The organism is Polaribacter sp. P097 (assembly GCF_036864555.1).
GTDB lineage: Bacteria > Bacteroidota > Bacteroidia > Flavobacteriales > Flavobacteriaceae > Polaribacter.
Window position 1 is genome coordinate 800,729 of sequence record NZ_JAZETJ010000001.1, and the last position, 25,672, is coordinate 826,400.

The 25,672-nt window shown below is 29.8% G+C and carries 25 protein-coding genes; 6 read left to right on the forward strand and 19 right to left on the reverse strand.

The window, feature by feature from the left end; all coding sequences use genetic code 11:
• Positions 1-13: 13 nt before the first annotated feature.
• The 3 genes from V7R38_RS03715 to gldD are packed head-to-tail and all read left to right on the forward strand — an operon-like array spanning position 14 to position 2,355.
• Positions 14-448 carry a single-stranded DNA-binding protein gene (locus tag V7R38_RS03715; protein WP_334056103.1) on the forward strand — a complete coding sequence of 145 codons (435 nt, stop codon included), beginning with the start codon at positions 14-16 and terminating at the stop codon, positions 446-448.
• Between the two features lie 19 nt (positions 449-467).
• Entirely contained in the window at positions 468-1,796 is a 1,329-nt protein-coding gene (gldE, locus tag V7R38_RS03720) for a gliding motility-associated protein GldE (RefSeq protein WP_334056104.1), read from the forward strand.
• The gene (gldD, locus tag V7R38_RS03725) at positions 1,789-2,355 is read left to right on the forward strand and encodes a gliding motility lipoprotein GldD (protein ID WP_334056105.1); all 567 of its coding nucleotides are present in this window, start codon (positions 1,789-1,791) and stop codon (positions 2,353-2,355) included. Before gldE ends, gldD begins: the two co-directional genes overlap by 8 nt.
• A 5-nt stretch (positions 2,356-2,360) precedes the next feature.
• Here the strand turns inward: gldD and V7R38_RS03730 are convergent, their stop codons facing one another.
• The 16 genes from V7R38_RS03730 to rplU all read right to left on the reverse strand — a co-directional run bounded on the left by V7R38_RS03730 (position 2,361) and on the right by rplU (position 16,312).
• The gene (locus V7R38_RS03730) at positions 2,361-4,130 is read right to left on the reverse strand and encodes a MutS-related protein (protein ID WP_334056106.1); all 1,770 of its coding nucleotides are present in this window, start codon (positions 4,128-4,130) and stop codon (positions 2,361-2,363) included.
• A 3-nt stretch (positions 4,131-4,133) separates the two neighbouring features.
• The gene (locus V7R38_RS03735) at positions 4,134-4,619 is read right to left on the reverse strand and encodes a hypothetical protein (RefSeq protein ID WP_015481669.1); all 486 of its coding nucleotides are present in this window, start codon (positions 4,617-4,619) and stop codon (positions 4,134-4,136) included.
• A 1-nt stretch (position 4,620) separates the two neighbouring features.
• The gene (locus V7R38_RS03740) at positions 4,621-5,697 is read right to left on the reverse strand and encodes a HesA/MoeB/ThiF family protein (RefSeq protein WP_334056107.1); all 1,077 of its coding nucleotides are present in this window, start codon (positions 5,695-5,697) and stop codon (positions 4,621-4,623) included.
• Position 5,698: 1 nt separating this feature from the next.
• Complete coding sequence (locus tag V7R38_RS03745) at positions 5,699-6,130, reverse strand: c-type cytochrome (protein ID WP_334056108.1); 432 nt, start codon at positions 6,128-6,130, stop codon at positions 5,699-5,701.
• The gene (locus V7R38_RS03750; protein ID WP_334056109.1) at positions 6,120-7,226 is read right to left on the reverse strand and encodes a molybdenum cofactor guanylyltransferase; all 1,107 of its coding nucleotides are present in this window, start codon (positions 7,224-7,226) and stop codon (positions 6,120-6,122) included. Before V7R38_RS03750 ends, V7R38_RS03745 begins: the two co-directional genes overlap by 11 nt.
• A complete protein-coding gene (moaC, locus tag V7R38_RS03755) occupies positions 7,219-7,695 on the reverse strand; it encodes a cyclic pyranopterin monophosphate synthase MoaC (RefSeq protein WP_334056110.1) in 477 nt (158 codons plus the stop codon). Before moaC ends, V7R38_RS03750 begins: the two co-directional genes overlap by 8 nt.
• Entirely contained in the window at positions 7,695-8,882 is a 1,188-nt protein-coding gene (locus V7R38_RS03760) for a molybdopterin molybdotransferase MoeA (protein WP_334056111.1), read from the reverse strand. The genes moaC and V7R38_RS03760 overlap by 1 nt, the downstream gene beginning before the upstream one ends.
• Positions 8,879-9,175: a hypothetical protein gene (locus V7R38_RS03765; protein ID WP_334056112.1), complete on the reverse strand. Its 297-nt coding sequence runs from the start codon at positions 9,173-9,175 to the stop codon at positions 8,879-8,881. The genes V7R38_RS03760 and V7R38_RS03765 overlap by 4 nt, the downstream gene beginning before the upstream one ends.
• A 4-nt stretch (positions 9,176-9,179) precedes the next feature.
• Positions 9,180-10,172, reverse strand: coding sequence for a GTP 3',8-cyclase MoaA (gene moaA, locus V7R38_RS03770; protein WP_334056113.1), 993 nt, complete (start codon positions 10,170-10,172; stop codon positions 9,180-9,182).
• The gene (locus tag V7R38_RS03775; protein WP_334056114.1) at positions 10,173-10,586 is read right to left on the reverse strand and encodes a YeeE/YedE thiosulfate transporter family protein; all 414 of its coding nucleotides are present in this window, start codon (positions 10,584-10,586) and stop codon (positions 10,173-10,175) included.
• Between the two features lie 17 nt (positions 10,587-10,603).
• Positions 10,604-11,161 (reverse strand): YeeE/YedE family protein, encoded by a 558-nt coding sequence (locus V7R38_RS03780; RefSeq protein ID WP_334056115.1) that lies wholly within the window; start codon positions 11,159-11,161, stop codon positions 10,604-10,606.
• Positions 11,162-12,394 (reverse strand): 3-deoxy-D-manno-octulosonic acid transferase, encoded by a 1,233-nt coding sequence (locus V7R38_RS03785; protein WP_334056116.1) that lies wholly within the window; start codon positions 12,392-12,394, stop codon positions 11,162-11,164. It lies immediately after the preceding gene.
• A gap of 220 nt (positions 12,395-12,614) precedes the next feature.
• Positions 12,615-13,319 carry a LytR/AlgR family response regulator transcription factor gene (locus tag V7R38_RS03790; RefSeq protein ID WP_334056117.1) on the reverse strand — a complete coding sequence of 235 codons (705 nt, stop codon included), beginning with the start codon at positions 13,317-13,319 and terminating at the stop codon, positions 12,615-12,617.
• A 5-nt stretch (positions 13,320-13,324) separates the two neighbouring features.
• Positions 13,325-15,232 (reverse strand): sensor histidine kinase, encoded by a 1,908-nt coding sequence (locus tag V7R38_RS03795; protein WP_334056118.1) that lies wholly within the window; start codon positions 15,230-15,232, stop codon positions 13,325-13,327.
• A 115-nt stretch (positions 15,233-15,347) separates the two neighbouring features.
• The gene (gene rpmA, locus V7R38_RS03800; RefSeq protein ID WP_015481656.1) at positions 15,348-15,608 is read right to left on the reverse strand and encodes a 50S ribosomal protein L27; all 261 of its coding nucleotides are present in this window, start codon (positions 15,606-15,608) and stop codon (positions 15,348-15,350) included.
• Positions 15,609-15,646: 38 nt separating this feature from the next.
• Positions 15,647-16,312 carry a 50S ribosomal protein L21 gene (rplU, locus tag V7R38_RS03805; protein WP_334056119.1) on the reverse strand — a complete coding sequence of 222 codons (666 nt, stop codon included), beginning with the start codon at positions 16,310-16,312 and terminating at the stop codon, positions 15,647-15,649.
• 255 nt (positions 16,313-16,567) lie between these two features.
• On the opposite strand from rplU, the gene V7R38_RS03810 reads away from it, so the two are divergent.
• Both V7R38_RS03810 and V7R38_RS03815 read left to right on the forward strand, forming a co-directional pair.
• On the forward strand, positions 16,568-17,881 hold the full coding sequence (locus V7R38_RS03810; RefSeq protein ID WP_015481654.1) for a M16 family metallopeptidase: 1,314 nt from the start codon (positions 16,568-16,570) through the stop codon (positions 17,879-17,881).
• Between the two features lie 36 nt (positions 17,882-17,917).
• Positions 17,918-19,966, forward strand: coding sequence for a M16 family metallopeptidase (locus tag V7R38_RS03815; protein ID WP_334056120.1), 2,049 nt, complete (start codon positions 17,918-17,920; stop codon positions 19,964-19,966).
• A 53-nt stretch (positions 19,967-20,019) separates the two neighbouring features.
• On the opposite strand, the gene V7R38_RS03820 is transcribed toward V7R38_RS03815, so the two are convergent.
• A complete protein-coding gene (locus V7R38_RS03820; RefSeq protein ID WP_334056121.1) occupies positions 20,020-20,892 on the reverse strand; it encodes a DMT family transporter in 873 nt (290 codons plus the stop codon).
• A 94-nt stretch (positions 20,893-20,986) separates the two neighbouring features.
• On the opposite strand from V7R38_RS03820, the gene V7R38_RS03825 reads away from it, so the two are divergent.
• Positions 20,987-21,424 (forward strand): heavy metal-associated domain-containing protein, encoded by a 438-nt coding sequence (locus V7R38_RS03825; RefSeq protein WP_334056122.1) that lies wholly within the window; start codon positions 20,987-20,989, stop codon positions 21,422-21,424.
• A gap of 65 nt (positions 21,425-21,489) precedes the next feature.
• Here V7R38_RS03825 and V7R38_RS03830 read toward each other — a convergent pair whose 3' ends face one another.
• Positions 21,490-22,698 carry a multidrug transporter gene (locus tag V7R38_RS03830; RefSeq protein ID WP_334056123.1) on the reverse strand — a complete coding sequence of 403 codons (1,209 nt, stop codon included), beginning with the start codon at positions 22,696-22,698 and terminating at the stop codon, positions 21,490-21,492.
• A gap of 56 nt (positions 22,699-22,754) precedes the next feature.
• Positions 22,755-25,559 carry a TonB-dependent receptor gene (locus tag V7R38_RS03835; RefSeq protein WP_334056124.1) on the reverse strand — a complete coding sequence of 935 codons (2,805 nt, stop codon included), beginning with the start codon at positions 25,557-25,559 and terminating at the stop codon, positions 22,755-22,757.
• Between the last annotated feature and the right edge of the window lie 113 nt (positions 25,560-25,672).

Below are 25,672 nucleotides of genomic sequence, written 5' to 3' on the forward strand. Positions count from 1 at the left end.
AAACAAACAAGCTATGGCAGGTACAATTAACAAAGTTATTTTAATAGGAAATTTAGGAGACGAAGTAAAAATGCATTATTTTGATGATCAAAATTGTGTGGGTCGTTTTCCTATAGCAACTTCAGAAAGCTATACCAATAAACAAACTGGAGAAAAAATAACAAATACAGATTGGCATAATATTGTTGTTAGAAATGGGCTAGCTAAGGTTTGTGAAAAATATTTAACCAAAGGCGATAAAGTTTACGTAGAAGGCAAATTAAAAAACAGACAATGGGAACAAGATGGAGTGAAACGTTACTCTACAGAAGTTCAAGTAAATGAAATGACGATGCTATCTACAAAAAGAAATGCAGAGCCTTCAAATACAATTCAACAAACAGAACCACCTGCAGCACCAGCAAAAAACACTATTGTTGAAGAAGAAAATGACGATTTACCATTTTAATTAACCAAAAACGATAAAATTGGATCCAGATCCTGAACCTTTATTCTTACTACTTTCATCAATTGATTTTATAACTGGCATAAATGCAATTGCTCTTATTATTCTTTTAATTAGCTCTGCATTAATTTCGGGTACCGAAGTTGCTTTTTTCTCTCTTTCTCAAACAGATTTAAACGAACTATCAAATGAAAGTAAAGAAACCAATGTAATCGTTACTCTATTAGAAAGACCCAGAAAGTTATTGGCAACTATTCTTATCACCAATAATTTTATCAATATTCTTATTGTACTGTTATTTGCTTCTTTAGCAGAAACTTTATTTAGTGGTTTTGATTATCAACTTAACCTATATCTTTTTGTAGTACCTATTCGATTTTTAATAGAAATTGTATTAGTTACCTTTTTAATTTTACTTTTTGGTGAAGTTTTACCTAAAGTATATGCATCTAGAAATGCGCTTCGTTTTTCTAAAAACATGTCTAAATTTATACATGTTGTAAATGTAATTTTAACTCCTTTTACACTACCATTAATCGCTTTAACAAAGTTTATTGAAAAGAAATTAGGCAATAAAAACTCTAACTTTTCTGTAGAGACTTTGTCACAGGCATTAGAACTTACTTCTGAAGGCGCAACAACCAAAGACGAGCAAAAGATTTTAGAAGGAATCGTAAATTTTGGTAACACAGAAACTGTGCAAATCATGAAACCAAGAATAGACATTTTTGCGCTTTCTGATGAAGAAAATTATGAAGTTGTTCTTAATAAAATTTTAGAGAACGGATATTCTCGAAATCCTGTTTATAAAGAAAATATAGACAATATTATAGGTGTTTTATATGCCAAAGATTTATTGGCACATTTAAATAAAAAGAATTTTAAATGGCAATCTTTAGTAAGAGAAGCCTTTTTTGTACCAGAAAATAAAAAGTTAGATGATTTATTAGACGATTTTAGAGATCGTAAAAATCATTTAGCAATTGTTGTAGATGAATATGGAGGCACAAGTGGTTTAGTAACTTTAGAAGATGTTATTGAAGAAATTGTAGGTGATATAAATGACGAATTTGATGATGATGATTTGCAATATTCTAAGATTGACGCCAACAATTACATTTTTGAAGGCAAAACTACTATTAAAGATTTCTGTAAAGTCTTAGATGATGAAGATGAAGAAATCTTTGAGGAAGAAAAAGGAGAGAGTGAAACTTTAGCTGGTTTTATCTTAGAAATCTCAGGTAAATTTCCTAAAAAAGGAGAGAAAATAAACTTTAAGAATTATACGTTTACTATTGAAGCGTTAGATAAAAAACGCATAAAACAAGTTAAAGCTACAAGAAATGTATAATAGAATTTTAAGGTATTTATTAGCTGTATTTATATTGGTAATTACTACTTCTTGTAAAGATGAAGTATTGCCAAAACCTAAAGGATATTTGAGTTTAGAATACCCAGAAAATAAATACAAGGCATTAGAGTTAGAACGCCCTTATTCATTTAAAATACCTTCACAAATCATTACTGTAGATGAAAAGAATAATTGGCTAAAAATTAAATATCCTAACCTAAAAGCATCTATAGACATTACCTACAGACCTGTAGAAAATAATCTAACAGAACTCTTAACAGAAGCAGAAAAATTAGTTTTTAAACATGCTGTTAAGGCTGAACAAATTATACCTAGAGATTTTGTAAACGAAGAAAACAAAGTATTTGGTAGTTTATATGAAATTACAGGAAATGCAGCATCTCACTTACAATTTCATGCAACAGATAGTACAAAAAATTTCATAAAAGGCTCTTTATATTTTTACGCAAAACCAAATTACGATTCTATTTTACCTGCAGTTGCTTATATTAAAAATGATATTCTAAAATTAATGGAAAGCTTGGAGTGGAAAGAATAATGCAACTACACAATATCCATTTTTTCTAAAAGGAAAGAGGCATTCATATTTTTACAAACTCCGTTTTTTAGAGTGTAATCAAAATGCAATTCATTATTGCTAATTTCTGCATCAAAATAATAATTTTTGATTGCTGTAAATTCATATTCTAAAGCACACAAGCTCACATCATGAGTAGCTATAATTCCTGTTGATTTAGAATTAGATAATTTTTCGACAAACTTTTTAGAGCCTGTAGCTTTATCTTTACTATTGGTTCCTTTTAAAATCTCGTCTAGAATAATAAAGTATTTCTCCTTTTGGATTTGATCTACAATAAATTTTAAGCGCTTTAATTCAGAATAAAAATACGATTCATCTTCAGTTAAAGAATCTGAAGTTCGCATACTAGTAATTAATTTTATAGGATGATATTTAAAGCTTTCTGCACAAACAGGTAAACCACAATTTGCCTTTACTATGGCTAAAGAAACAGTTCTTAAAAAAGTACTTTTACCAGCCATATTTGCACCAGTTATTATAAAAAATTGGGCATCATTAATTATAAAATCATTATTCACTCTTTTATGAGCTTTTAATAAAGGGTGCCCTAAATTCGTAGACTTTATAATTTCTTTATCTACCAAAATTTCTGGAAACACAAATGCTGGATGATTAAATTTAAAATTGGCCAATGAGTTTTGTGCATCAAAATAAGCAACCACCTGAAACCAATTTTCTACTGTGTGTTTGTAGCTAGAAATCCACTTTTCTACTTTGCAAGCATTTAAAATATCCCAAAGAAAAAGACCATTTCCTAAAACTGCAATTACAATATTGTTTCGATTATCAAAAGCATCTAATATTTTAGAAAACTCTTTAAATATGGTTGATGCTTTTTTGTTTTCTGATTGAATTACAGTTTGTTTAGTTATTAAATTTTCGGCTACAAATTGCTCTTTTTCTATCTCATTTAATAGCTGATGATATTGCTTAAAAGTCTCTTTTGCTTTGCCTGCTTCAGCATATAAATTATTTGTTTTCTTTAAATACCTACTTGTTATAATTAGACCTGTAAAAAACCAAACAGTTAGAAAAGAAAAAGATAAAATTCCGAATGAAATTAAACCAATCAATAGAACAGAAATAATAGAAAAAACTACTTGAATTTTAGCTAAATATTTAGGGAAAACAGATTTATAATTTACAATCCAACTTAAAATTGTATTCGAAGTATCTTTAACTGTAACTAGACTCGCTAAAGCAGAAAAATGCTGTCTCCAACTTACTTTGTTCGACAATTCCTCAATAGCCTCTTGCTTTGCTTGTATGGCCTCAATATTATTAGAAGTTAAAATGTTAGCCAAGGTTTTCTTACCTTCTAAAGTAGTTGTTCTGTTCGTGTATTGAAAGAAAGAACCTTTACCAAACAAATCGATATCATTACTATAAAAGTGAGTAGCGTCTACAAATTCTTTACCAGTATCTAAATCGTGAAAATTACCTTGTAAAACCTCAATTTCTAAAGAATTAATTTGAATTTTTAGATCAATAATTGCTTTTTCTCTTTTTACATTAATGAATTTTACCACCAAAAAAGTAAATAAAGAAAATCCTAGAAAACCAAGGGTTAGCGCTAAAGGAATATCACTAAAAGTAAGATAAACAGAGATAATTGTCACTAGAAACACAGCAAACCTTATTATTCCTAAATTGATTAATTTTTTTCTAAGGTTTGTAGATTTAACTTCTAACTTACTCTTTTGTTGATTATAAAATTCTGTTGGGTTTTGCATTCTTTAACTTCTTTCCAAAAATTTAATTTCTAATTTATCAGCCAAAGTTCTACCATAAGTTACAGCATCTTCTACTTCAAAAAAATAAGCTATTCTGTATTTCTTATTATGAACATCCCAAATGTTAACTTCACAATTTCCTTGTCCGTTTAAAAAAGTAGAAACTCTTATAAGAGTTTTTAACTTTTCCCATTTTCCTATTCCAATTGGACCTACTGAAAAATACTTTCTATATCTTTTTCGATCAAAATCAAAATGATGATTAACTGTATAAGAATATCTCACTGCAAAACTAAAAATCACTACTAATGCAGACAGAACCTCTAAATTACTTATATAATACTCTTCTGTAAAAGTATATTCAACATTTTTGTAGAACAAAAAAATTAGGTAAAATCCTGAACCATAAAAAACCGACGCCAAAATTCTTTCGTACCAAGGTCTTTTACCTGAAACTATTTTTACAATACCAGTTTTGTTACTCGTCATTTTAATAACTAGAAATTCCCCCAGTTAAATTCAACACCTTTAAATTGGGATATTTTTTCTTTAATCTTTCTGTAGCTCTGTAACTGTTTAAACCTCGTTGACAAACCATAACATAGGTTTTGTTGTGATCTACCTCTATTTTTTCTGCATCAAACTGATTAATATGTATGGTTTGATGCACCTTAAAAGGTAATTTCAAATTATTTAATACTGCTATAATTTCAATATTATCATCAGTTAATTTCTCTTTTAGTTCTTCAGGTGTTATTTGCCAATCAGGATTTTGGTTTGCACAAGCTGCATCTACATAAGTTTGTACTTTGAAGATTTTGCTAATTTTATCTATGGTAAAAATAGATTTTAACTTCATTTTTAATTGTGTGTTTTGTAACGAATTATAAATTAACAATTCACTATTTAGCGGTTTTCCAACTCCTGTTATTATTTTTAAAACCTCATTAACTTGAGCTGTTGCAATAAAACCAACAATGGCATTTAGAGTTCCTGCTTCTTCGCAATTAGGAATATCTGTTGCCATTTCAGGAAACGCATCTCTTAAATTCCCTGAATAACTTCCATCTTGCTGAAGCATATTAAACGAGGCAACATAACCATCAAATTTATATAAAGAACCATACACTAAAGGTTTTTGTTTTAGAACACAGGCATCATTCAACAAATATTTTGTTGGCAAAGAATCTGTGCCATCAACCACCACATCTATGTTTTCTAGCAACTCAAAAATATTGTCTTTAGAAACAGCTTTGTTGGTAACTTCTATTTTTGTAAAAGGTGCTCTTTGTTGTATAAACTTACGTAAAACTTCGGCTTTTGGTTTGCCTACATCATCTAAAGCATAAAAAACTTGTCTGTGCAAATTGCTAATATCAACCGTATCAAAATCTACTAAATGAATTCTACCAACGCCACTTGAAGCCAAATACACAGCAATTGGGCTACCTAAACCTCCACAACCAACCACTAAAACTGAAGCATTCTGAAGCTTTTCTTGCCCAGCTTCACCAATTTCTGACAAAGTAATTTGACGTTTAAAAAGTTGATTTTTTGTTGGTTTCATTTTAATCTAAATAAGCCATATTTACATAATCATAAATCATTTTTACATTTTCTTTTTTAAGTTGATTAAATGAATGTTCGTAAGAAAAATCAATATGACTTTTGTTAATTTCTAAAGCTTGAATATTCAAGGAATCTAAAAGATTCTTTTCGTTAATTGAATATTGATAAAAGTAATCAAATGTTAAATCTTCATTTGCCAAAGCTGGGCCAATTAACTTTTTATCTAATTTATGACAAGATGCACACAACATTTTATATAGTTTTCTTCCTTCTTTATATTTATCTGTAAGACTTTTTCCTGTATAATCTATAGCAACTGGTGTTGCACAGTAAGCTGTTTTTTTCTCAAAAGAATAATTGTAGTATAAGACAACTGTGATTAATAAAACAACAATTAAATAAGAGGTTTTAATTTTGCTTTTATTTGTCATTTATCTCTTCTTTTGCTGCTTTAAATTCTTCTGGAGTGTTTATGTTTCTAATAAAATCATCATCTATTTCTACAATTTCTACATCAGAATTGATTAACATTTTACGTGGACAAGAATAACCTTGAGCTAAATATTGTAATAAAATAGGATATGCTTTAGGCTCGTAAATGGTAATTAAGGGTTCTACAAATTCCTTGTTTTTACCTTTTATTGCTGTAGCTACTTTAGACGGGTTTCTATGTTTTAAAAGCAATTGAATAATTTCTTCATTCACAAATGGTAAATCTGTAGCCAATACAAACCAAGCTAAATTTGGATCTTTTTGAAACGCAGAACATATACCACCAAAAGGACCAAGATTTACAAATTTATCTGAAATTTCATTTTCATTACTACTTTCTTGAACCGAATAAAATGTTTCTAAATTATTGAGTTCTAATAATTCTTTTGTTCTTTGTTTTTGTGGCTTTCCAAAATAATTGAGTTCAGCTTTATCTGTACCCATTCTTGTACTTTTTCCGCCAACTAAAACCAAACCTTTTATAGAAGCAATTTTTTCTTGAATTAAATTATGAACATGATTGGTAATTTTATCAATCTCACCAATTGTATAGCAATGTTTGTTTTTAATATTTGGATATTTTTCCACTAAAAAGTCAAAAAACTCAGTCTCTGAATCTAATTTGATTATAAATTGAATATTATCTAATTGATCTAATCTTTTTAACACAGAAGCCTCTTTGGCTTTGTCTAGAATTAAAATTTGTTTTGCTCCTTGATAATGATTTCCGTTAATAAAAACATAATCAAACTGAGCAAAATCTATGCGTTGTTGGTATTTATTTATAGCTCCAGTTGTGGTAATTTGTAAATTTCCTTCATGATGAAATACAAATTCAGAAAGCTTGTTTTTTATAACATCTTTTGCGTGAGAAGCATCAAAATACGCTAATTTATAGTTGTTTAAATTTTGAGAAACTTTAGAAACTAAATCTGAAATGATATCACATTTTGCACCTAAAATAGCAATTTCATTAGGCGCAAAATTATCATTATTTCTTCTTACTAAGTTGGTATGTTTTTGATGTTTAGCCATTTTTAATATCCGATTTTCCTCCTGTTTTTTCTAACAATTTCACTTCTTTAATTATCATTTTCTGACTGATGCTTTTGCACATATCATAAATAGTTAAACACGCAATATTTGCACCTGTTAAGGCCTCCATTTCTACTCCTGTTTTGCCTGTAATTGTAACTTTACAAATAACATCTACATGTTCATCATCTGTAATATTTATGTCTACGTCTACCCCATTAATTAATAATGGATGACACATAGGAATTAAATCTGAGGTCTTTTTAACACCCTGAATCCCTGCAATAATAGCCGTTTGAAAAACAGGCCCTTTTTTGGTAATTAACTCGTCATTTGAAAAATGAGCAATTACTTCTTTTCCTAAAAACATTGTTGCCTTTGCAATGGCTGTTCTTTTGGTAATTTTCTTATCAGAAACATTTACCATTTTAGGATTTCCTTTTGAATTTAAATGACTAAAATCACTCATTATCTATATCTTATTATTGGGTAATTCTCACCTGTTTTAAAAACAGTTTTATCATTTGGTAAATGAATAAAAGCATCTGCATGAACCAAACTTGCTAAATCTCCTGAGCCATTACCTGTGATTGGTGTAGCTGACAAATGACCATATTTATCGCTTAACTTAACTTGTAAAAAATATTCTAAACCTGGTTTAAATACCACATCTTTGGTTAAAATAGCTGTTTCTTCTTTGGTTTCTAATCCTACAGATTTGTAATACCAAGGATAAAAATAAGCCAAACAATTTACAAATGTAGAAATCGGGTTTCCTGGAAAACCGAAGATATTACAAACACTCGTTTTTCCGTAGAAAAAAGGTTTTCCTGGTCTCTGAGCTACTTTATGAAACAATTTTTCTACTCCTAATTCCTCAAAAACTGCTGGTAAATAATCAAACTTTCCTTTACTTACTGCACCACTAAAAAGCAATACATCATATTCTTGCAAATAACTTTCTATTTTTGATTTTAAAATTGGTTTATCATCTGTAATATGCGCAGTTTCTGATGAAATCTGAATTCTTTCTAACAACGAAACTAACGTAAACACATTGCTTCTTCTTATTTGATGTTCTAAAGGGATTTCTTCTACACCAACCAATTCATCACCTGTAGAAACGATCATTACTTTTGGTTGCTTTGCCACTTTCACTTTTGATTTACCGACAGTAGCTAAAACTCCAATTTCTGCAGCAGAAATGATTTTATTTTTCTGAATTAAAACAGCACCAGCTTTTCCATCTTTTCCTTTTTTATGAATGTTTTGTTGTTCCTTAATCTCATCTACATTAATAGTTGCAATGCCTTCTTTGATACTTACATCTTCATAGCGAATTACAGTATTTGCATTTTTAGGTAGTACTGCACCTGTCATCACTTCAATACAATTATTAGGATTTTGTAGTGTGATTTGTTCACTACCTGCTGCTTGAATACCTTCTATTTTGAATGCTCTTTGCTCCTCTTTGAATTGATTAAAGTTTATACAAATTCCATCCATAGAAACTCTATTAAATGGCGGAAAATCTCTATCTGCAACAATATCCTCCTTTAAAATTCTTCCAACAGATTTTAGAAACGGAACTTCTTCAACTCCAAATTCTTGAACTGAGTTTATAACTATGTCTTTTGCTTCTTTTACTGAAATCATTTGTAGTTTTTATAATATAAATACCAATCAAAGGCTTCATATAAATTAAATAAAGAACCTATTAATGTAATAAGCCAACTAATTTTTACTAACAAACTTTTAAAGACAAAGTAGATTGCTAAAGTTATTAAAGCATAAATTGGTGGCATAATTATAGGTATAAACCCACCAAAACCTATGCTATCAGGCAAGTTAGGTAGTTGCCCAATTATAAAGCTAATTACCATTACAATAACAGTAAAAATAACATTGAATTTCGTTTTATTTATATTTTCTAAAAAATTTTCTATCATATAATTACCCACCAATAGTACTCATACTTTCAGAAACATTTCCTTTTTTACGGTTTGCTTCTGCAATAAAGCCATTTTCGGGTTTTTCTTTTACTAAAGATAAAAAGAGTTCTTTTAAATCATCGTTACTTGCTCCTTTTCTTATAAAATCTCTTAGATTAAAAACACCATCATCAAACAAGCAATTTTTAAAAGTACCTGTACTTGTTATTCGTATTCTATTACAATCATTACAAATAGTTCTTGTAAATGCAGGAATTATTCCGAAAGTTCCTAAGTGGTTTTCTATTTTGTAATTACGTGATGTAGATGATTTTTCTGATTGAATTTCTTGTACCTCAAACTCAGTTTTCACTTCATTTAAAATTTTTTTGAACGTCCAATTCTCTTGCATTTCACGCTGACCTTTTCCATTAAAAGGCATTTCTTCTATAAAACGAACTGCAACATTCTTATCTTTTGTAAGTTTTACAAATTCTACAATTTCATCCGTATTAAAACCAGATTGTACTACTACATTTAGCTTTAAATTTAAACTGCTTTTCTCTAGCAATTCAAACGTTTTATACACTTCAGCAAAAACATCTCTTCTTGTAATTTTTGCAAATTTTTCTCTTTGCAAACTATCTATACTTAAGTTGATGTTTTTAACTTTATCTAACTTCTCAATTTTACCTATATGATGCGAAATTAAAGCACCATTTGTAGTAATATTAATGGCATCTAATAAATCATTATAAGAAAGCATTTCTAAAAAGCCTACAAAATCTTTACGAACAAAAGGTTCTCCACCTGTTAAACGCACCTTGTTTACACCTAATTCTGTGAGTACACGAATTAAACGATACATTTCTTTAAAAGTAAGTAGTTCTTGTCTTGATACAATATCTATACCATGAGCAGGCATACAATATTGGCAACGTAAGTTACAACGATCAGTAACCGCTAATCGAACATATTCTATTTGTCTACCAAAATTATCTACCAATTTACTCATTTAGTTGGGTAATTTTTTTGCTAATAAACCATATAAAAAGGCACCAATTAAAGCACCAATTAAAATGATTAAGGCTGGTAAAAATTTGAAACCTAAAATTACAAATACAGGAGCTGCACAGGCACCAGAAATTCCCCAACCTAAACCAAATAAGGTTCCGCCAAAAATAGTACTTATAACACCTTTCTTTTTAGGTTTAGGCACAATTTTATTACCATTAATGTCTTTTATTTTTCCGCTTTTAAATAGCTGCATAATTATAGCAGAAATCACTACTGCCCCACCAATGATTCCATACATATGGAATGATTGAAATTTAAACATTTCGTAAAAACGATACCAAGAAATTGCTTGAGATTTACTTAATACAATTGCAAAAAAGATACCTAATATTAAAAATTTTATATTTTTCATCTGTTATTTAATTTGTATTAAAATAATATTGGAATTATAAACCATGTTGCTATAATACCACCTATAAAAAAGCCAATTACAGCTAATAATGATGGTAATTGTAAACTACTTAAACCTGTAATTGCATGACCAGAAGTACAACCACCAGCGTAACGTGTTCCAAAACCAATTAACACACCAGAAAGTATTAATATTAAAAATCCTTTCAAGGAAAACACAACATCATCACTAAAAATTTCTGCAGGAAAATAAGTTTCTCCAACATTAGAAAAACCAATATCTGTTAATTCTTGCACTGTTGTTGGGTTTAAATCAATAGCAGGATTTGGAACTAAAAAATAAGCAGATATAAAACCCCCAATAATTAAGCCCACTACAAATAACAAAGCAAAATCTCTTTGTTTCCAATCCTTCTTAAAATAGTCAGATACTTTGCCTGCACCAGCCATTGTACAAAGGGTTTCGAAATTGGTAGATGCACCAAAATTTTGTCCGAAATAAAAATAAAGGAATAATGATAAAGCTATTAATGGCCCACCAATAAACCAAGGCCAAGGTTCTAAAAGAAAATCCATTTATAATTGCGTTTTTAAATAATTCATAATTTGTTTTGTTGCTCCTAAATTGTCTTCAATATATTTTTTGTTGATAGTTCCTGTTAAGGTTCTATAATTTTTATCATCTCTTAATTGTAGCAAGTTTTCTGTAAATTCTTTTTGGTTTTGAATAGATATACATCCACCAATTTTAACCAAATCTACAGCCTCTTTAAACTTACTAAATTTATCGCCAATAAATACTGGAATACCAAAAGTTGCAGGTTCTAAAATATTATGCAATCCTGTTTTTAAACCACCACCAACATATGCCAAATTTGCGGATGCATATACTTTGGTTAGAATACCAATGGTATCTATAATGAACACTTGATAATTACTCAATTTTTTATGTTCTTTATCCGAATACAAGACTGTTTTCTTGGCAATAGCTTTTTTAAGTTGCACAATAGCCTCGTTATTTATATTATGTGGTGCAATTATAAATTTCTCATTTTCTGATGCATTGTTATTGATATAATTAATTAATAACGCTTCATCTTCGGGCCAAGTGCTACCTGCTACAACAGTGTATTTATTGTCTTTAAATTGAGTGATAAAATCGAGTGAATTGTCTTGTTCCAAAATTTTAGAAACACGATCAAACCTAGTGTCTCCTGAAACTGTTACATTATTAAAGTTAATAGAAGCTAATAACTCTTTAGAAGTTTCATTCTGAACAAAGAAATGATGAAACGCGTGTAAAGAGTTTCTCATAAACCCTCCATAACTTTTAAAGAACAGTTGTTTTTCTCTTAAAATTCCTGATACTAAAATTGTAGGTATTTCCTTGTTTTTTAATTCATTTAAAAAATTTGGCCAAAACTCATACTTTACAAAAATGGCTAATTCAGGATTTAGAGTTTGTATAAATTGCTTTGCATTCTTTTTAGAATCTAGAGGTAAATAGCAAATTACATCTGCTAGTTTGTAGTTTTTTCGAACCTCATATCCTGAAGGAGAAAAAAAAGTAACTAAAATTTTATAGTTTGAGTGAGTGTATTTTAATTCTTCTATTATAGGTCTAGCTTGTTCAAATTCGCCCAAAGAAGCTACATGAAACCAAATTGTTTTTTGGTTTTTTAACTCGCTTATTTTAGAAAAAGTTTCTTTTCTACCATCAACAAAAAGCTTTATTTTTTTATTGAAGTTTGAGAATAGTACTAAGAAAAATTTAGCTAGGTAAACTACTAAATTATATAGGAAACTCATAAGGTGTAAAAATACAAAATAGTAGTAAGTAGTAACGTAACATTTATTACATAAAAAAAGCCACTCTTAAAGAGTGGCTTATAGGTATAATTTTAATTAGTTATAATATCCCCCAACATTATTAAATAGAAATTATACTTTGGTTAAAGTTAGGTTAATTTAAGTATATCTAATAAAAAATGTTCTTAAACGCTTTAATAATGTTCTGAAAGTTAAAAAACTAAGATAAATTCATCTTTTGCATTAAATCTTCTCTATATTTTTTTCCAATTGGAATATCAAAATCTGCAACAAAAACGGCATCTTGATTTACCTTTTCTAAGTAGTTGAGATTGATAATATAACCTCTATGAATTCTTTGAAAACTTGCATTTAATTTTTCTGAAATTTCATTTAGACTAATTCTAGATATTATTTTTTTGTGATTGGTAAGTATAATTTCTACGTACACATGATCGCTTTTTATAAAAAGAATGTCTTCGAATTTTATTTTACTAAAGCCTCCTTTTTCTTTGACAAAAACTGCTTTTTGGTCAAACTTTAAGGCCTTTTTTGCATAATTTGAAATGGCCAATTCTATAGATGTGTACAATTCATTTTTACTAAAAGGCTTTACCAAATACGCATTTGGAGATACTTCTTTAGCTTTATTTAGTGTCTCAGAATCTGCATTTGCGGTTAAAAAAATAATAGGAAACTTATATTCTGCATTTATTTTTTTAGCTAAGTCTATCCCTGTTTTTTTACCTGATAATTGAATATCTAAAATGCAAATATCTGGCTTATGGTTTTCTATACTAGCTACTGCTTCAGAAAAATTAATTACAGGTTCAAAAACTTTATAATTTAAGCTCTCTAGCGTTTTACAAATATTATCTGCTATGATAATCTCATCTTCTACCACCAAAATTTTAATTTTGCCCATAAAATTTAGTTTATCTCTTTTCTAGTTTCTGTATCTTGAAATTGAATTTCAAAAGTAACACCTTCGTTATTTATAATAGTCAATTTACCATGCAATTGCCTAACTAATCTTTTTACCAATTTTAGACCAGAACTTGTTGTTTGTTCAATTTCAAAATCTTTTGTAAAACCAGAACCATTGTCTTTGATCGTTAATAAGTAATTTTGACTGTCTTGCTTATCTAAAGTAATTTCTAATTTATTATTTTTCTCTGTTTCAAATGCATATTTAAAAGAATTGGTTATAATTTCATTCAACACCAATGCTAAAGGTATGGCTGTATCAATATCAAAAAAGATGTCTTTAATATTTGCAGTTACCTCTAAATTATCTTCCAACTTATACAGGTAAGAAAGTTCCTTTACCAACAAATCTACAAATTCATTAAAGTTGATTAAACCAGATTTACTTCTAAATAATTTTTGATGAATTAAAGACATAGATTTAATTCTATTGCGTCCTTTCTCTAATATTTGCAGCGCTTTTACATCTTTTATTTCATCTGTTTGAAGATCTAACAAGCTATTTATAATTTGAAAATTATTTTTAACTCTATGATGCATCTCCTTAATTAGCGTCTCTTTTTCCTCTAATGATATTTCAATTAACTTATTCTTACGTGCCAATTCATTTGATTGATCTTTAATTTTTCTAAGCACTACAAAAGTGATGATAAGCAATGCGAAACAAAGCAATGCAATAATAAAATACAATTGCCTTTGTTCTTTTTCTAAACCAATTTCTTCCTCTTTAATTTTTAAAGCTTCTTGGTTTTTATATTTAGTAAGCGATCTTGTAAGATCTTCAGAATAAATATCTCTAGTAATTTGAAGTGCCTTGTGTTTGTATTGTAAAGCTTCCTCAAAATAATCGTGTTCTGCTAAAGCATCAGAACTTTTATTTATAAGATGATAATATTCGTTTAAATTTAGGTCTTTACCCAACTCATCAAACTTTTTTACAAGTTCTAAAACATTAGAAGTGTTAAATTTTGTTAGAATTAGATTTTTAATTTCTGGCTTTTCTTTTGCTGTAGACATAAGTTGTGCATAAAGCATATAAGAATAGAGTTTAGAATACGAATTGTACAATTCATCTATCAGTTTTAAAACCTTTTCATCGTCTTCACCTTTATAAATATAGGCATTTACTAAATCTGTAATGGTACCATAATAATAACTAGTCTTTTCCTCTAACTGTTTTTCTAACTCTAGAATATATTCACAAGTAGCAATATATTCCTCTAGTTTATTTTCATAAATTAAAAATCCTTTTGAATGGCTCAAGAAGGTAATTTCTAATTCTACATCTTCTAACTCTTTTGCAATTGCTACACCTTTCTTAATTAACTCTTTACCTTCTGTTATATTCTTTTCTATAAGATGAATTACAAGAGGGTGTGTTTGTATTTTAGTACTTGCCCATAAGTAATTATCACTTGCATCCTTAAATTTTGATATATAGCTTTCTAATTTAAGTTGCTCTTGATTTGCTTCTTCTAAATGGATTTCATTTCTAAGTTTGCTTATTAAAACCCACTTAATATTAAAAAAATCTCTATTTAAACCCTTACTAATTTTAGGCGTTTTAACTTCTTTGTTGATATAATTAGCAACAGCAATAAAATCTAAATTTTCTCTTTTTGCTAGGTTTGAAATAAATTGATAATAATCTTTATAAGAAATTTCATCTTTAAGAATCATTTTCTTTAAAAATACCTTGTCTTTACCATCTTTTAATTTGTTTAGGTAAAAAACGGCTGAATCTAATTTTTCTTCGATGATAAAATTTTCAATCTTTTGAAAATCTGTTGCCAATTGCGCTTTTAAAGTAACTGTAAAAAGCAAAAAGAAGCTAAAAAGAAGCTGTTTCATAGCTAAAATATTTTTCTATAAAGTTGAATGAGAAACCTTTATGAGTGAAAAGTAAGCAATAAAAAAAGCTCAAACAAATTAATGTTTGAGCTTTTTTAGTTTTAAACTTAATTTCTTAAGCTTCAAATGGAGTTACAGATACATAAGATCTGTTATCTCTTTTCTTTTGAAATTCAACAATTCCGTCAACCTTTGCATGTAAAGTATGATCTTTACCCATGTAAACGTTTTCTCCTGGATTGTGAGTTGTACCTCTCTGACGAACAATAATGTTACCTGCAATTGCAGCTTGTCCTCCAAAAATTTTTACACCTAGACGTTTCGATTCTGATTCTCTACCATTCTTCGAACTACCTACACCTTTTTTATGTGCCATTTTCTTGAGTTTTTATAGGTTAAAGCTAAATTAGTTAGTTATTTTTCAATACCACCATCTAATCTATCTTGTAATTCTTTTAATTCATCCCATTTACCTTCTGCAGCTAAACCAGCTTGCTTTGGCCAAGTATCTGTTACAATATGAGATAATCTTGAACTAGCTTCAGATAAAATTTCACTTAATTTAGCAGCATCTGTTTTAGCTACTTTAGCAAATGTATCTAAGCCAGCATTTACTAATGCTTCTGCAGCCTTAGGACCTGCACCTTCAATTTTCTTTAAATCGTCAGCTTTAGCCTTAGTTGCTTTTTTAGGAGCAGCTTTCTTAGGAGCGCCTGCAGTAGTTTCTGTTTTCTTAGAAGCTGCTTTCTTAGCAGTTTTCTTAGTACCAGAAGCTGCAATAGATTCAATTTGAATCTCGCTAAAAGACTGTCTGTGTCCATTTTTCTTTCTGTATCCTTTTCTTCTTTTCTTTTTGAAAACGATAACTTTATCACCTTTTAAGTGACTTAAAATTTGAGCTGTTACTGATGCTCCTTCTATAGCTGGGGCGCCTAAAGTTACGTTTCCAGCATCATCAAGTAAAAGAACGTTATCAAAAGTTACTTTTGATCCTTCCTCTCCTTGTAAACGATGAACGTATACTTTTTGGTCTTTTGCTACTTTAAACTGCTGCCCTGCTATCTCTACGATTGCGTACATACTATTTGTTTTGCGTATTTATACTTATTATTGCACTTAACTTACTGAAAATGCGGATGCAAATATACATAATTTTTAGAAATCAGCAATAAAGCTAAATATTAAAAATAAAAAATATTTATCCTTTAATTTCATTATGTTTTCTAGCAAACCTTTGTTATTTTTGGTAACTGACAAAAAACTTTATTTTCTGTAACATTCTGTAAAATGAAGCGTCAAACACAAATGTAAATTATTAATTAAATAAAAAAATCAATGAAGAAAAGTATTTTATCTCTTGCTTCTGCTGTATTAGTTGCGTTTTCTATGAATGCTCAACAGGTAGAATTTGAAGAGTATGATTTAAGTAATGGAATGCATGTAATATTACATCAAGACTCTTCAGCACCTGTTGTTGTAACTTCTGTAATGTATCATGTAGGTGCTAAAGATGAGCAACCAGGAAGAACAGGTATGGCCCACTTCTTTGAACACCTATTATTTGAAGGAACAGAAAACATTAAAAAAGGTGAGTGGTTTAAAATGGTTTCTTCTAATGGTGGTAGAAATAATGCCAATACTACAGATGACAGAACTTATTATTACGAAATCTTTCCTTCTAATAAATTAGAGTTAGGTTTATGGATGGAGTCTGAGCGTTTATTACATCCAATTATTGGTCAAGATGGTGTAGATACTCAGAATGAAGTTGTAAAGGAAGAAAAAAGATTACGTGTAGACAACCAACCTTATTCTAAATTCTTAGAATATGTAAAAGAAAACATCTTTAAAAAGCATCCTTATAAAGGAACAACTATTGGTAAAATGGAAGATTTAGATGCTGCTACTTTAGAAGAGTTTTTAGCATTTAACAAAAAGTTCTATGTACCAAACAATGCAACTTTAGTGGTTGCTGGTGATATTGATAAAGATGCTGCAAAGAAAATGATTGAAGATTATTTTGGACCTATACCAAGAGGTGAAGAAATTACTAGAAATTTCCCAAAAGAAGACCCAATTACTGAGCAAATGACTGCTAAAGGCTATGATGCAAATATTCAAATACCTGCAATTATGGCTGCTTATAGAACACCATCTATGAAAACTAGAGACTCTAGAGTTTTAGATATGATTTCTTCTTATTTAAGTACTGGTAGAAGTTCTGTTCTTTACAAAAAGTTAGTAGATGATAAGAAAATGGCTTTACAAGCTGGTGCAATTAACTTAAGTCAAGAAGATTATGGTACTTATATCTTATATGGTTTACCACAAGGTGATACAGAATTAAAAGATATTATAGCAGAAGTAGATGCAGAAATTGTAAAAATGCAAACTGAATTAATTTCTGAGAAAGATTTTCAAAAATTACAAAATCAGTTCGAAAACAACTTTGTAAATTCTAACTCAAGTGTAGAAGGTATTGCTAACTCTTTAGCACGTTACAATGTTTTATATGGAGACACTAATTTAATCAATACAGAGATTGATATTTACAGATCAATTACTAGAGAAGAAATTAGAGATGTTGCTAAAAAATATCTAAATCCGAATCAAAGATTACTTTTAGAATATTTACCAGAAGCAAAATAATAACATCGAAGTTCGTTTAAAAATAAGATATAAATTATGAAGACAAAAATATTATCATTAGTAGCGCTATTTCTTACAACAGTGGCTATTAATGCACAAATAGATAGAAGTACAATGCCTAAACCAGGACCAGATCCTGTAGTAAAATTAGGTAAGCCAATTAAGTTTACACTAGACAATGGTTTAAAAGTAATTATGGTAGAAAACCATAAATTACCAAGAATTTCTGCAAACTTAACTATAGATAACAAACCTTATTTAGAGGGTGAAATTGCTGGTGTTTCTGGAATGATGGGAAGCTTATTAGGTAGAGGAACAAAATCTATCTCTAAAGATGAGTTTAACGAAAAAGTAGATTTTTACGGAGCAAATATTAGCTTTTTTAGCTCAGGTGCTTTTGGTTCATCTTTAACAAAATACTTTCCAGAAATTTTAGGTTTAATGGCAGATGGTATGCAGAATCCTGTGTTTTCTCAAGAAGAATTTGACAAAGAAGTTCAAATTACTTTAGATGGAATTAAATCTAACGAAAAAAGCGTTACTGCTGCTGCAAGAAGAGTAGAAAACGTTTTAACTTACGGAAGAAATCATCCTTTTGGAGAATTTACATCAAAAGAAAGTGTAGAAAAAATTACGTTACAAGATGTAATTAATAACTACAACACTTACTACAAGCCTAACAATGCATATTTAGTAATTGAAGGTGATATTGACCCAAAAGCTACTAAAGAATTAGTTAAAGATTTATTTTCTGGTTGGGAAAAAGGAGAAATCCCTGCTTACGAAATTCCAGAAGCTAAAAACGTAGAAACTACTGAAATTGATTTTATTAATATGGATAATGCAGTTCAGTCAGAAATTGCAATTATTAATAATGTAGATTTAACTTTAGGTGATGATGATTATTATGCAGCACTTTTAGCAAATAATATTTTAGGTGGTGGTGGTACTGCTCGTTTATTCATGAACTTAAGAGAAGATAAAGGGTATACCTATGGTTCTTACTCTAGTTTAAGACAAAATAGATATGCAGGTACATTTAGAGCTACAGCAAGTGTTAGAAACATGGTAACAGATAGTTCTGTTGTTGAGTTACAAAAAGAAATTAATAAAATGCGATACAAAAAAGTATCTGCTGAAGAATTAGAAAACTCTAAAGAAGAATATATTGGAGGTTTTGTAATGGATGTTCAAAAACCAAGAACAGTAGCTAACTTTGCATTAAATATTGAGCGTTACAACTTGCCAGAAGATTTTTATGAAAACTATATTAAAAATATTAAAGCAGTAACTTTAGATGATGTACAGAATGCTGCAATTAAATATTTTACAGGTAACAAAGCAAGAATTGTAATTACAGGTAAAGGTATTGATGTTCTTAAGAATTTAGAAAAAACCGATTACGTAATTAAATATTTCGACAAAGAAGGTAACCCAACTGTTAAACCACCAATGACATTACCAATTCCTGCTGGTATGACTGCAGAAACAGTAGTTGACAAGTATATTGAAGCCATTGGAGGAAAAGAAAAAGTAGAAGCTATTAAAACTACTATGATTGTATCTAATGCAACTATACAAGGTACTCCATTAGTTATGACCATGAAATCTTCTGCACCAAATAAAACATTGCAAGAAATTGCTGTTATGGGTAATGTAATGCAGAAATCTGTTTTTAATGGTGAAACTGGTTACCAATCAGCAAGAGGTCAAAAAATGGATATGCCACAAGCGCAAATAGATGAAGCTAAAGCTACTTTAGTACCATTTTCTGATATGGCTTACAAAAAAGGTACTTTAGACAGAATTGAGCCAATAGATGGCGTAAATTACTATGTAGTTAAGTTTAATAATACTGAGGTTTTTTACGACATGAAAACTGGATTAAAAGCCAAAGAAGTAAAAACAGCTAAAACTCCAGATGGTAAAGAGGTAAAAGTGCCAACTACGTTTGGAAACTACAAAGCCGTAAACGGAGTTTTATTTCCATATTCAGTTGGTATTAAAACAGGACCAATGGATTTAAACTTTGAAGTTAAAGAGATTAAAGTAAATGAAGGTGTTACAGACGCTGATTTTGAATAAATCTTTTTAAAATATTATTTAAAAGAGTCAAAGTGTTACGCTTTGGCTCTTTTTTATTTTGACCTATTTAATAAATACACTCCAAGCAAAATTATTAAACCTGCTAATAATTGAATTAAGCTCAATTCTTCCCCATCTAAAATGCCCCAAAACACAGCAACTATAGGTATTAAATAAGTAACTGATGATGCAAAAATAGGCGAAGCCAAATGCACCATTTTATTGTAAAAAACCTTGGCAATTCCTGTTCCAAAAATAGCCAAAACAGCCACATAACCTAAAGCACTAGTTTTAGATTCTGTAAACTCCATGGTTTGAAAAAAATCAGAAAAATAAAGCACAATTAAAGCAGGAATCACTAATAATAAAAAATTACCTGTAACAATACTTAGAGCACTTACATCACTTAGGTATTTCTTAACCAAATTTACATTTAAAGCGTAACCTATAGAGGCTATTACCACTAGTAATGTAAACCAATAATTTTGATTCGGATTTAGATCTGCACCTTTAACAATAAGTACAATTGTACCTACTAAACCTATAACTATACCTACTAATTGTTCTTTTTTAAACTTTAATCCGAAAGCTAAAACTCCAAAAATAAATGTATTAAAAGGAGTTAATGAATTAAGAATAGAAGCTATAGAACTGTCTATACCATTTACTGCAAAAGCAAACAAAAACACAGGAAAAAATGTACCCAACAAGGCTGTATAAAAAATGTACTTGTAGTGTTTTCTCTTTATTTGTTTTAAACTTTTAAAGCCAAAAGCCAATAAAACAACTCCAGCAATTAACATGCGTAAAGCCCCTACTTGAACAGGTGTTAAATCTATTAAAGCCTTCTTCATTAATATAAAGGAGCTTCCCCAAACAAATGATAATAAAAGAAGATACAACCATTTCTGTTGTTGATTATTCATAAGCTTGGTTAAAGTTTTTGCAAAAGTGGAACAATTATTTAAAAACCTCTTTAAATATTGATAAATTTGTACAATAATTAAATAATAGTTTCTAATGAGAATGCAAAAAATAGTTTATACGATAGTACTTGCTTGTTTTATTTTAGTAGGATGTGCCAAAGAAGTACAAAAAGAAAATGTGTCCTTAGCCATTTCTGGTATGACATGCGAAATTGGTTGTGCAAAAACAATACAATCTAAATTGTCTAAAAAAGAAGGTGTTTTAGAGGCAAAAGTAGTTTTTAAAGATAGTATTGCAAATATAGAATTTGATGCAAATACTACTTCTAAAGATGAGCTTATTGCTTTTGTAGATGGTATTGCTGGAGGGGAATTATACAAAGCTTCAGAATCTTCTGCAATCAAATCTGAACCTTCTGCTAAAAAGCATGAATGTACTGCAGACTGTAAAGAAAAATGCGAAATGAGCGAAAATAAAATGGAATGTAAAGAAGATTGTAAAATGGCTTGTTGTAAAGATAAAAAAGCTTAATTCCTATTTCTTAAAATAAAAAAAGCAGGCTTTAAGCCTGCTTTTTTTTATCTATCAATTTGTGATTAAGATCTTGTCCATCCTGCACCCCAAGTTGCATAATCTGTACCTGTAGCATTTGGATCTACAGTTAAGAAATCTGCTTCTGTAAAAGTTTCTCCTGTATCGTTTTTCATGTTAACAGTAACGTCTACAAAAATAACAGAGTTTACATTTAAATCTCCACTTAAAACACCAGCTCCAGTTGGGTTATCTCCAGAATCTCCATCTAAATCAAATCCTTCAGCAAAACCTTCTAATTTTACGTTAGAAAAGATACCTTGAGTACCAGCTCTTAAACGAATAGCTTCATTACCAGTACCTGAACCTAAACCTACAATAGTTAAGTTAGTTACAGTTGGCTTAGAGAAGTATATTGGGTTAGAGTTGTTACCTACATCTGTATTATAACCATCTGCCTCAATACCTTTATCATGACTTACACCATGCTTTACATAAGCATCTGTAATAGTACCTGTGTAACCTTCTGTCCAGTCAATTGAATCATCTTGAGAGTTTACTACAGATAAGTTAGATACGTTTACAGTACCTCCGAAAAATTCAATACCATCATCTGCACCTTCAAACATTTGAATGTACTCTACAATAGTTCCATTTCCTACACCATAGAAAGAAAAACCGTTGTTTTCTGACTGACCTGATGCTTTACCTCCTGAATATTCAACTCTTACGTAACGTAAAGTTCCTGAATTGTCATCAGCTTCGGAACCACCATAAGGTAAGTTTCCTATTTCTGATGTTGCAGTTGCACTACCTGTTACTGAATTTACAGGTGCTTTACCTAATAAGATTAAACCACCCCAATCTCCAGAATTAGGTGTATTTGCACCAGAAGTAAAAATAATTGGCTGAGAAGAAGTACCTTCTGCAATAATTTTACCTCCTTGAGCTACTGCTAAATATACATCTGCACCAGTAGCTGCTGCTGTAATAACCATACCTGCAGGTATTGTTAAAGTAGCACCATCTTCGATAACTGTAGGTCCAGTAATAGTATACGTGTTTGCAGCATCTAAAGTTAAGTTAGTAGTGTAAGTACCATTTAACTCAATTGTTTGTCCTTGGTTTCCTGTGTTTCCACCACCATTCGTATTGTTTGTTGTGTTGTTTGTAACACTATTATCGTTAATTACGATATCAGCTGTACCATCTTCTCCACATGACGTGAATAAGGCTGCTGCAATTGTCATTGCAAATAAAAATTTATTTCTCATTGTTCTAAAGTTTAATTTATTCATTTTTAATTAATTCGTGATTAGTTTTTATTTTATTAAAATTTATAATTGAATCCTAAGCTGATATTACTACCTCTATTATATCCAGATAAAACGATGTCTCCTAAAGGCGTACCTTCTCTTACTCTTTCTATTCTTGGATCTAAAATATTGCTTGCACTAAAGTTGATTTCTATATTTTCTCCAATATTGTTTTTCCAAACAAAATCTAAAGTTGGTACAGATTTTTCTACGATATTACCAATCTGTCCTGATCCTAATGCATCAATTCTATCAGCAAAATAAGAGAATACTAATGTTGCAGTTGGTTTGTAGTTTTCCCATTTTGTTGGGCTATAGTTTATGTTTGCATTTACCAAGATTGGTGACGCACCTTGTAACTGATCTGTAGCTCTGTTGAATGATGTAGTAAAAGCACTTCCAGATACATTGGCATATAAGTCTTGCTCAGTATGCATATATGTAAAGTTGAAACCAGCAGTAAGTTGAGCATTATCATCTTCGTCAGTGATTAGGTTTTTTCTGGCTTCTATTTCTACTCCTAAAATAGTTGCTTTATCTCCTGTTCTAAAATAACGTTGTACACCTGTTGCATCACTTGCAATAACTAAGTTTACTGGATCGTTAATTTGTTTACCAAAAGCACTTAAAGACAATACTTCTCCTCTATTGATAAACCATTCGTATTTTAAATCAATATTAAATACATCTGAAAAAGACGGGTTATCTAATAAATCTGGGTTACCGCCAATTCTTTGTGTTACACCTTCATAAACAAATGGCGCTACTTCTTTAAATTCTGGTACAGAAACTGTTTTACTAAATGTGAAACGTAAGTTTTGATCATCATTTAAAGCATATTTTAAATTTAAAGATGGTAACCAAAATGTTTCTTTAGCGTTTCTAAATTTAGGATCATTTGGATTGATGTTAATTACATCATATGATATAAACTGCTCAAAAGACTCTAAACGAATACCAGGAACAACAGTTAATTTTTCTCCTACTTGTAATACACCTCCTAAAGAAGCACCAAATACACTTAATTTACCAAAATATGTATTTTCATTTCTTCCAGGAAAATTAGCAGTAGGATATCTTGAAGGATCTACAGAATTAAATACCTCCGTGTTATAAACATTACGAAAGTTTTCAATATTTATAACAGAATCTATGTTATTTGGATCTGCGATTTCAACATTTGGAGTTAAAAAATCGTAGCCATAACGTATGTTTTCAAAATTACGCGTTTTTCTTCTTCCATTAAAACCATAGTTTAAGCTAAAATTATCAGAAACTACTTGCTCTAAATTAATTCTACTGTTCAATTCAGAATCAATAATTTTCTGAAAGTATCTTTGGTTATCAAATACAATGTTATTGTAGAAAGATGCATTTGTTGTAGGGTCATTATCTAACGAAAATTGATAATTCTCTAAACTAATTCTTCTTCTGTCTGGCTCATGAGAGAAAACGTTGTTAAAACCAATTCCCCAAGTTAATTTAAACTCTGGATCTTCGTCTGTAACATTGTAAAAGTCATGCTCACCTGTTAATTGATTTACAAAGATTAAATCTTGATTAAACTGTACATTTAATTGAAAAAAGCCTTCGTCTGTGTTTAAAATAGCATCTCTATTTTCACCTAAACCATTCACACCAAAATACCCTACTTGGTCTGATGAACTGTTTAAGAACATTGAAGTGTATTTTACTTTATGATCATCATTAATTTTATATAGTGCATTACCCATTACAGTTGTAGCTGTAGTGTACTCGTATTCTTGAGCTGTTGGGTATCTTACCTTAAATACATTTGTAAAATCTACTGCTGGCCCTTCTCTATATTCATATCCGTTTTGAAAAGATGCTGTAGCATATAAGCTTAAACGTGAATCATCTCCAAAATCAAAAGATTTACCACCACTTAAACCAATATTTAAGTTAATTGGCTCACCACCATTTTCTGGATCAATTCCATGAGATAAAACCTGTGCAAATGGGTTGTGCTCATATCTTCTAAAGAAACCTACATGACCTGTACCTTTAGTTTTCTTAAAGTCTTTACCTGCAGCCCTAGTATTTACTCCTGTACCTACAGCAACATCAAAGAAACCATCACCTTTATATTCTTTAGAAACAATGTTTACATTACCTGCAGCAAAGTCTCCATAAAATTCTGGTGAATATGCTTTACTAATAGAAACACTTTGTATTACTTCTGATTGAAATAAATTTAAATCGATATTCTTTTTGTTTACATCATTAGAAGGTAATGATAAACCGTTCATTGTTGTATTTAAATATCTATCTCCTAAACCACGCACGTAAACATTACTAGAACCTTCTTGCTTAGATACACCAGATATTTTTGATACTGCACCTGCTGCATCACTTACACCTTGCTTCGCTAATTCTTGAGAACCTATACTCTCTTTAATTACAGTGGCTTTTTTCTGCTCTAATAAAAGTGCGTTTGCATTATCTTTAGTAGTTGTTGTTTTAATTACTACATCATCTAAAGCAACACCCTCTTCAGCAGACATTATTTGATTTATAGTTACAGTTTCTCCTGCTTTAATTGTAAATGGTTTTTCAACTGCTTTATACCCTAAAAAACTAAACACTACAATGTGACTACCTGCAGGAACAGATAATGTATAATTACCATCAAAATCTGTAGTTGTACCTATAGTTGTACCTTTAATTACCACATTTGCAAATGGCAAAGGCTCATTGTTTGATTCTTTATCTGAAAGTAAACCTTTTAATGTACCCTTTTCTTGAGCATTAATAAATTGACTTAAGCATAATAAAGTTATAAATAGTATTTTCTTCATTTCTTGTAAATAAATTTTCGTTGCAAAAGTAGCTCCACATCTGTAAATTGATTGTTAGCTATAAATTATGCTTGGGTTAAAAACCTGTTAAGCAAACGTTAATGAAGAAATTG

Excerpts from the sequence above, each read along its gene's own strand:
- V7R38_RS03715 (WP_334056103.1), top strand. The coding sequence starts at position 14 with ATGGCAGGTACAATTAACAAAGTTATTTTAATAGGAAATTTAGGAGAC.
- gldD (WP_334056105.1), top strand. The coding sequence starts at position 1,789 with ATGTATAATAGAATTTTAAGGTATTTATTAGCTGTATTTATATTGGTA.
- V7R38_RS03730 (WP_334056106.1), bottom strand. The coding sequence starts at position 4,130 with ATGCAAAACCCAACAGAATTTTATAATCAACAAAAGAGTAAGTTAGAA.
- V7R38_RS03735 (WP_015481669.1), bottom strand. The coding sequence starts at position 4,619 with ATGACGAGTAACAAAACTGGTATTGTAAAAATAGTTTCAGGTAAAAGA.
- V7R38_RS03740 (WP_334056107.1), bottom strand. The coding sequence starts at position 5,697 with ATGAAACCAACAAAAAATCAACTTTTTAAACGTCAAATTACTTTGTCA.
- V7R38_RS03745 (WP_334056108.1), bottom strand. The coding sequence starts at position 6,130 with ATGACAAATAAAAGCAAAATTAAAACCTCTTATTTAATTGTTGTTTTA.
- V7R38_RS03750 (WP_334056109.1), bottom strand. The coding sequence starts at position 7,226 with ATGGCTAAACATCAAAAACATACCAACTTAGTAAGAAGAAATAATGAT.
- moaC (WP_334056110.1), bottom strand. The coding sequence starts at position 7,695 with ATGAGTGATTTTAGTCATTTAAATTCAAAAGGAAATCCTAAAATGGTA.
- V7R38_RS03760 (WP_334056111.1), bottom strand. The coding sequence starts at position 8,882 with ATGATTTCAGTAAAAGAAGCAAAAGACATAGTTATAAACTCAGTTCAA.
- V7R38_RS03765 (WP_334056112.1), bottom strand. The coding sequence starts at position 9,175 with ATGATAGAAAATTTTTTAGAAAATATAAATAAAACGAAATTCAATGTT.
- moaA (WP_334056113.1), bottom strand. The coding sequence starts at position 10,172 with ATGAGTAAATTGGTAGATAATTTTGGTAGACAAATAGAATATGTTCGA.
- V7R38_RS03775 (WP_334056114.1), bottom strand. The coding sequence starts at position 10,586 with ATGAAAAATATAAAATTTTTAATATTAGGTATCTTTTTTGCAATTGTA.
- V7R38_RS03780 (WP_334056115.1), bottom strand. The coding sequence starts at position 11,161 with ATGGATTTTCTTTTAGAACCTTGGCCTTGGTTTATTGGTGGGCCATTA.
- V7R38_RS03785 (WP_334056116.1), bottom strand. The coding sequence starts at position 12,394 with ATGAGTTTCCTATATAATTTAGTAGTTTACCTAGCTAAATTTTTCTTA.
- V7R38_RS03790 (WP_334056117.1), bottom strand. The coding sequence starts at position 13,319 with ATGGGCAAAATTAAAATTTTGGTGGTAGAAGATGAGATTATCATAGCA.
- V7R38_RS03795 (WP_334056118.1), bottom strand. The coding sequence starts at position 15,232 with ATGAAACAGCTTCTTTTTAGCTTCTTTTTGCTTTTTACAGTTACTTTA.
- rpmA (WP_015481656.1), bottom strand. The coding sequence starts at position 15,608 with ATGGCACATAAAAAAGGTGTAGGTAGTTCGAAGAATGGTAGAGAATCA.
- rplU (WP_334056119.1), bottom strand. The coding sequence starts at position 16,312 with ATGTACGCAATCGTAGAGATAGCAGGGCAGCAGTTTAAAGTAGCAAAA.
- V7R38_RS03810 (WP_015481654.1), top strand. The coding sequence starts at position 16,568 with ATGAAGAAAAGTATTTTATCTCTTGCTTCTGCTGTATTAGTTGCGTTT.
- V7R38_RS03815 (WP_334056120.1), top strand. The coding sequence starts at position 17,918 with ATGAAGACAAAAATATTATCATTAGTAGCGCTATTTCTTACAACAGTG.
- V7R38_RS03820 (WP_334056121.1), bottom strand. The coding sequence starts at position 20,892 with ATGAATAATCAACAACAGAAATGGTTGTATCTTCTTTTATTATCATTT.
- V7R38_RS03825 (WP_334056122.1), top strand. The coding sequence starts at position 20,987 with ATGAGAATGCAAAAAATAGTTTATACGATAGTACTTGCTTGTTTTATT.
- V7R38_RS03830 (WP_334056123.1), bottom strand. The coding sequence starts at position 22,698 with ATGAGAAATAAATTTTTATTTGCAATGACAATTGCAGCAGCCTTATTC.
- V7R38_RS03835 (WP_334056124.1), bottom strand. The coding sequence starts at position 25,559 with ATGAAGAAAATACTATTTATAACTTTATTATGCTTAAGTCAATTTATT.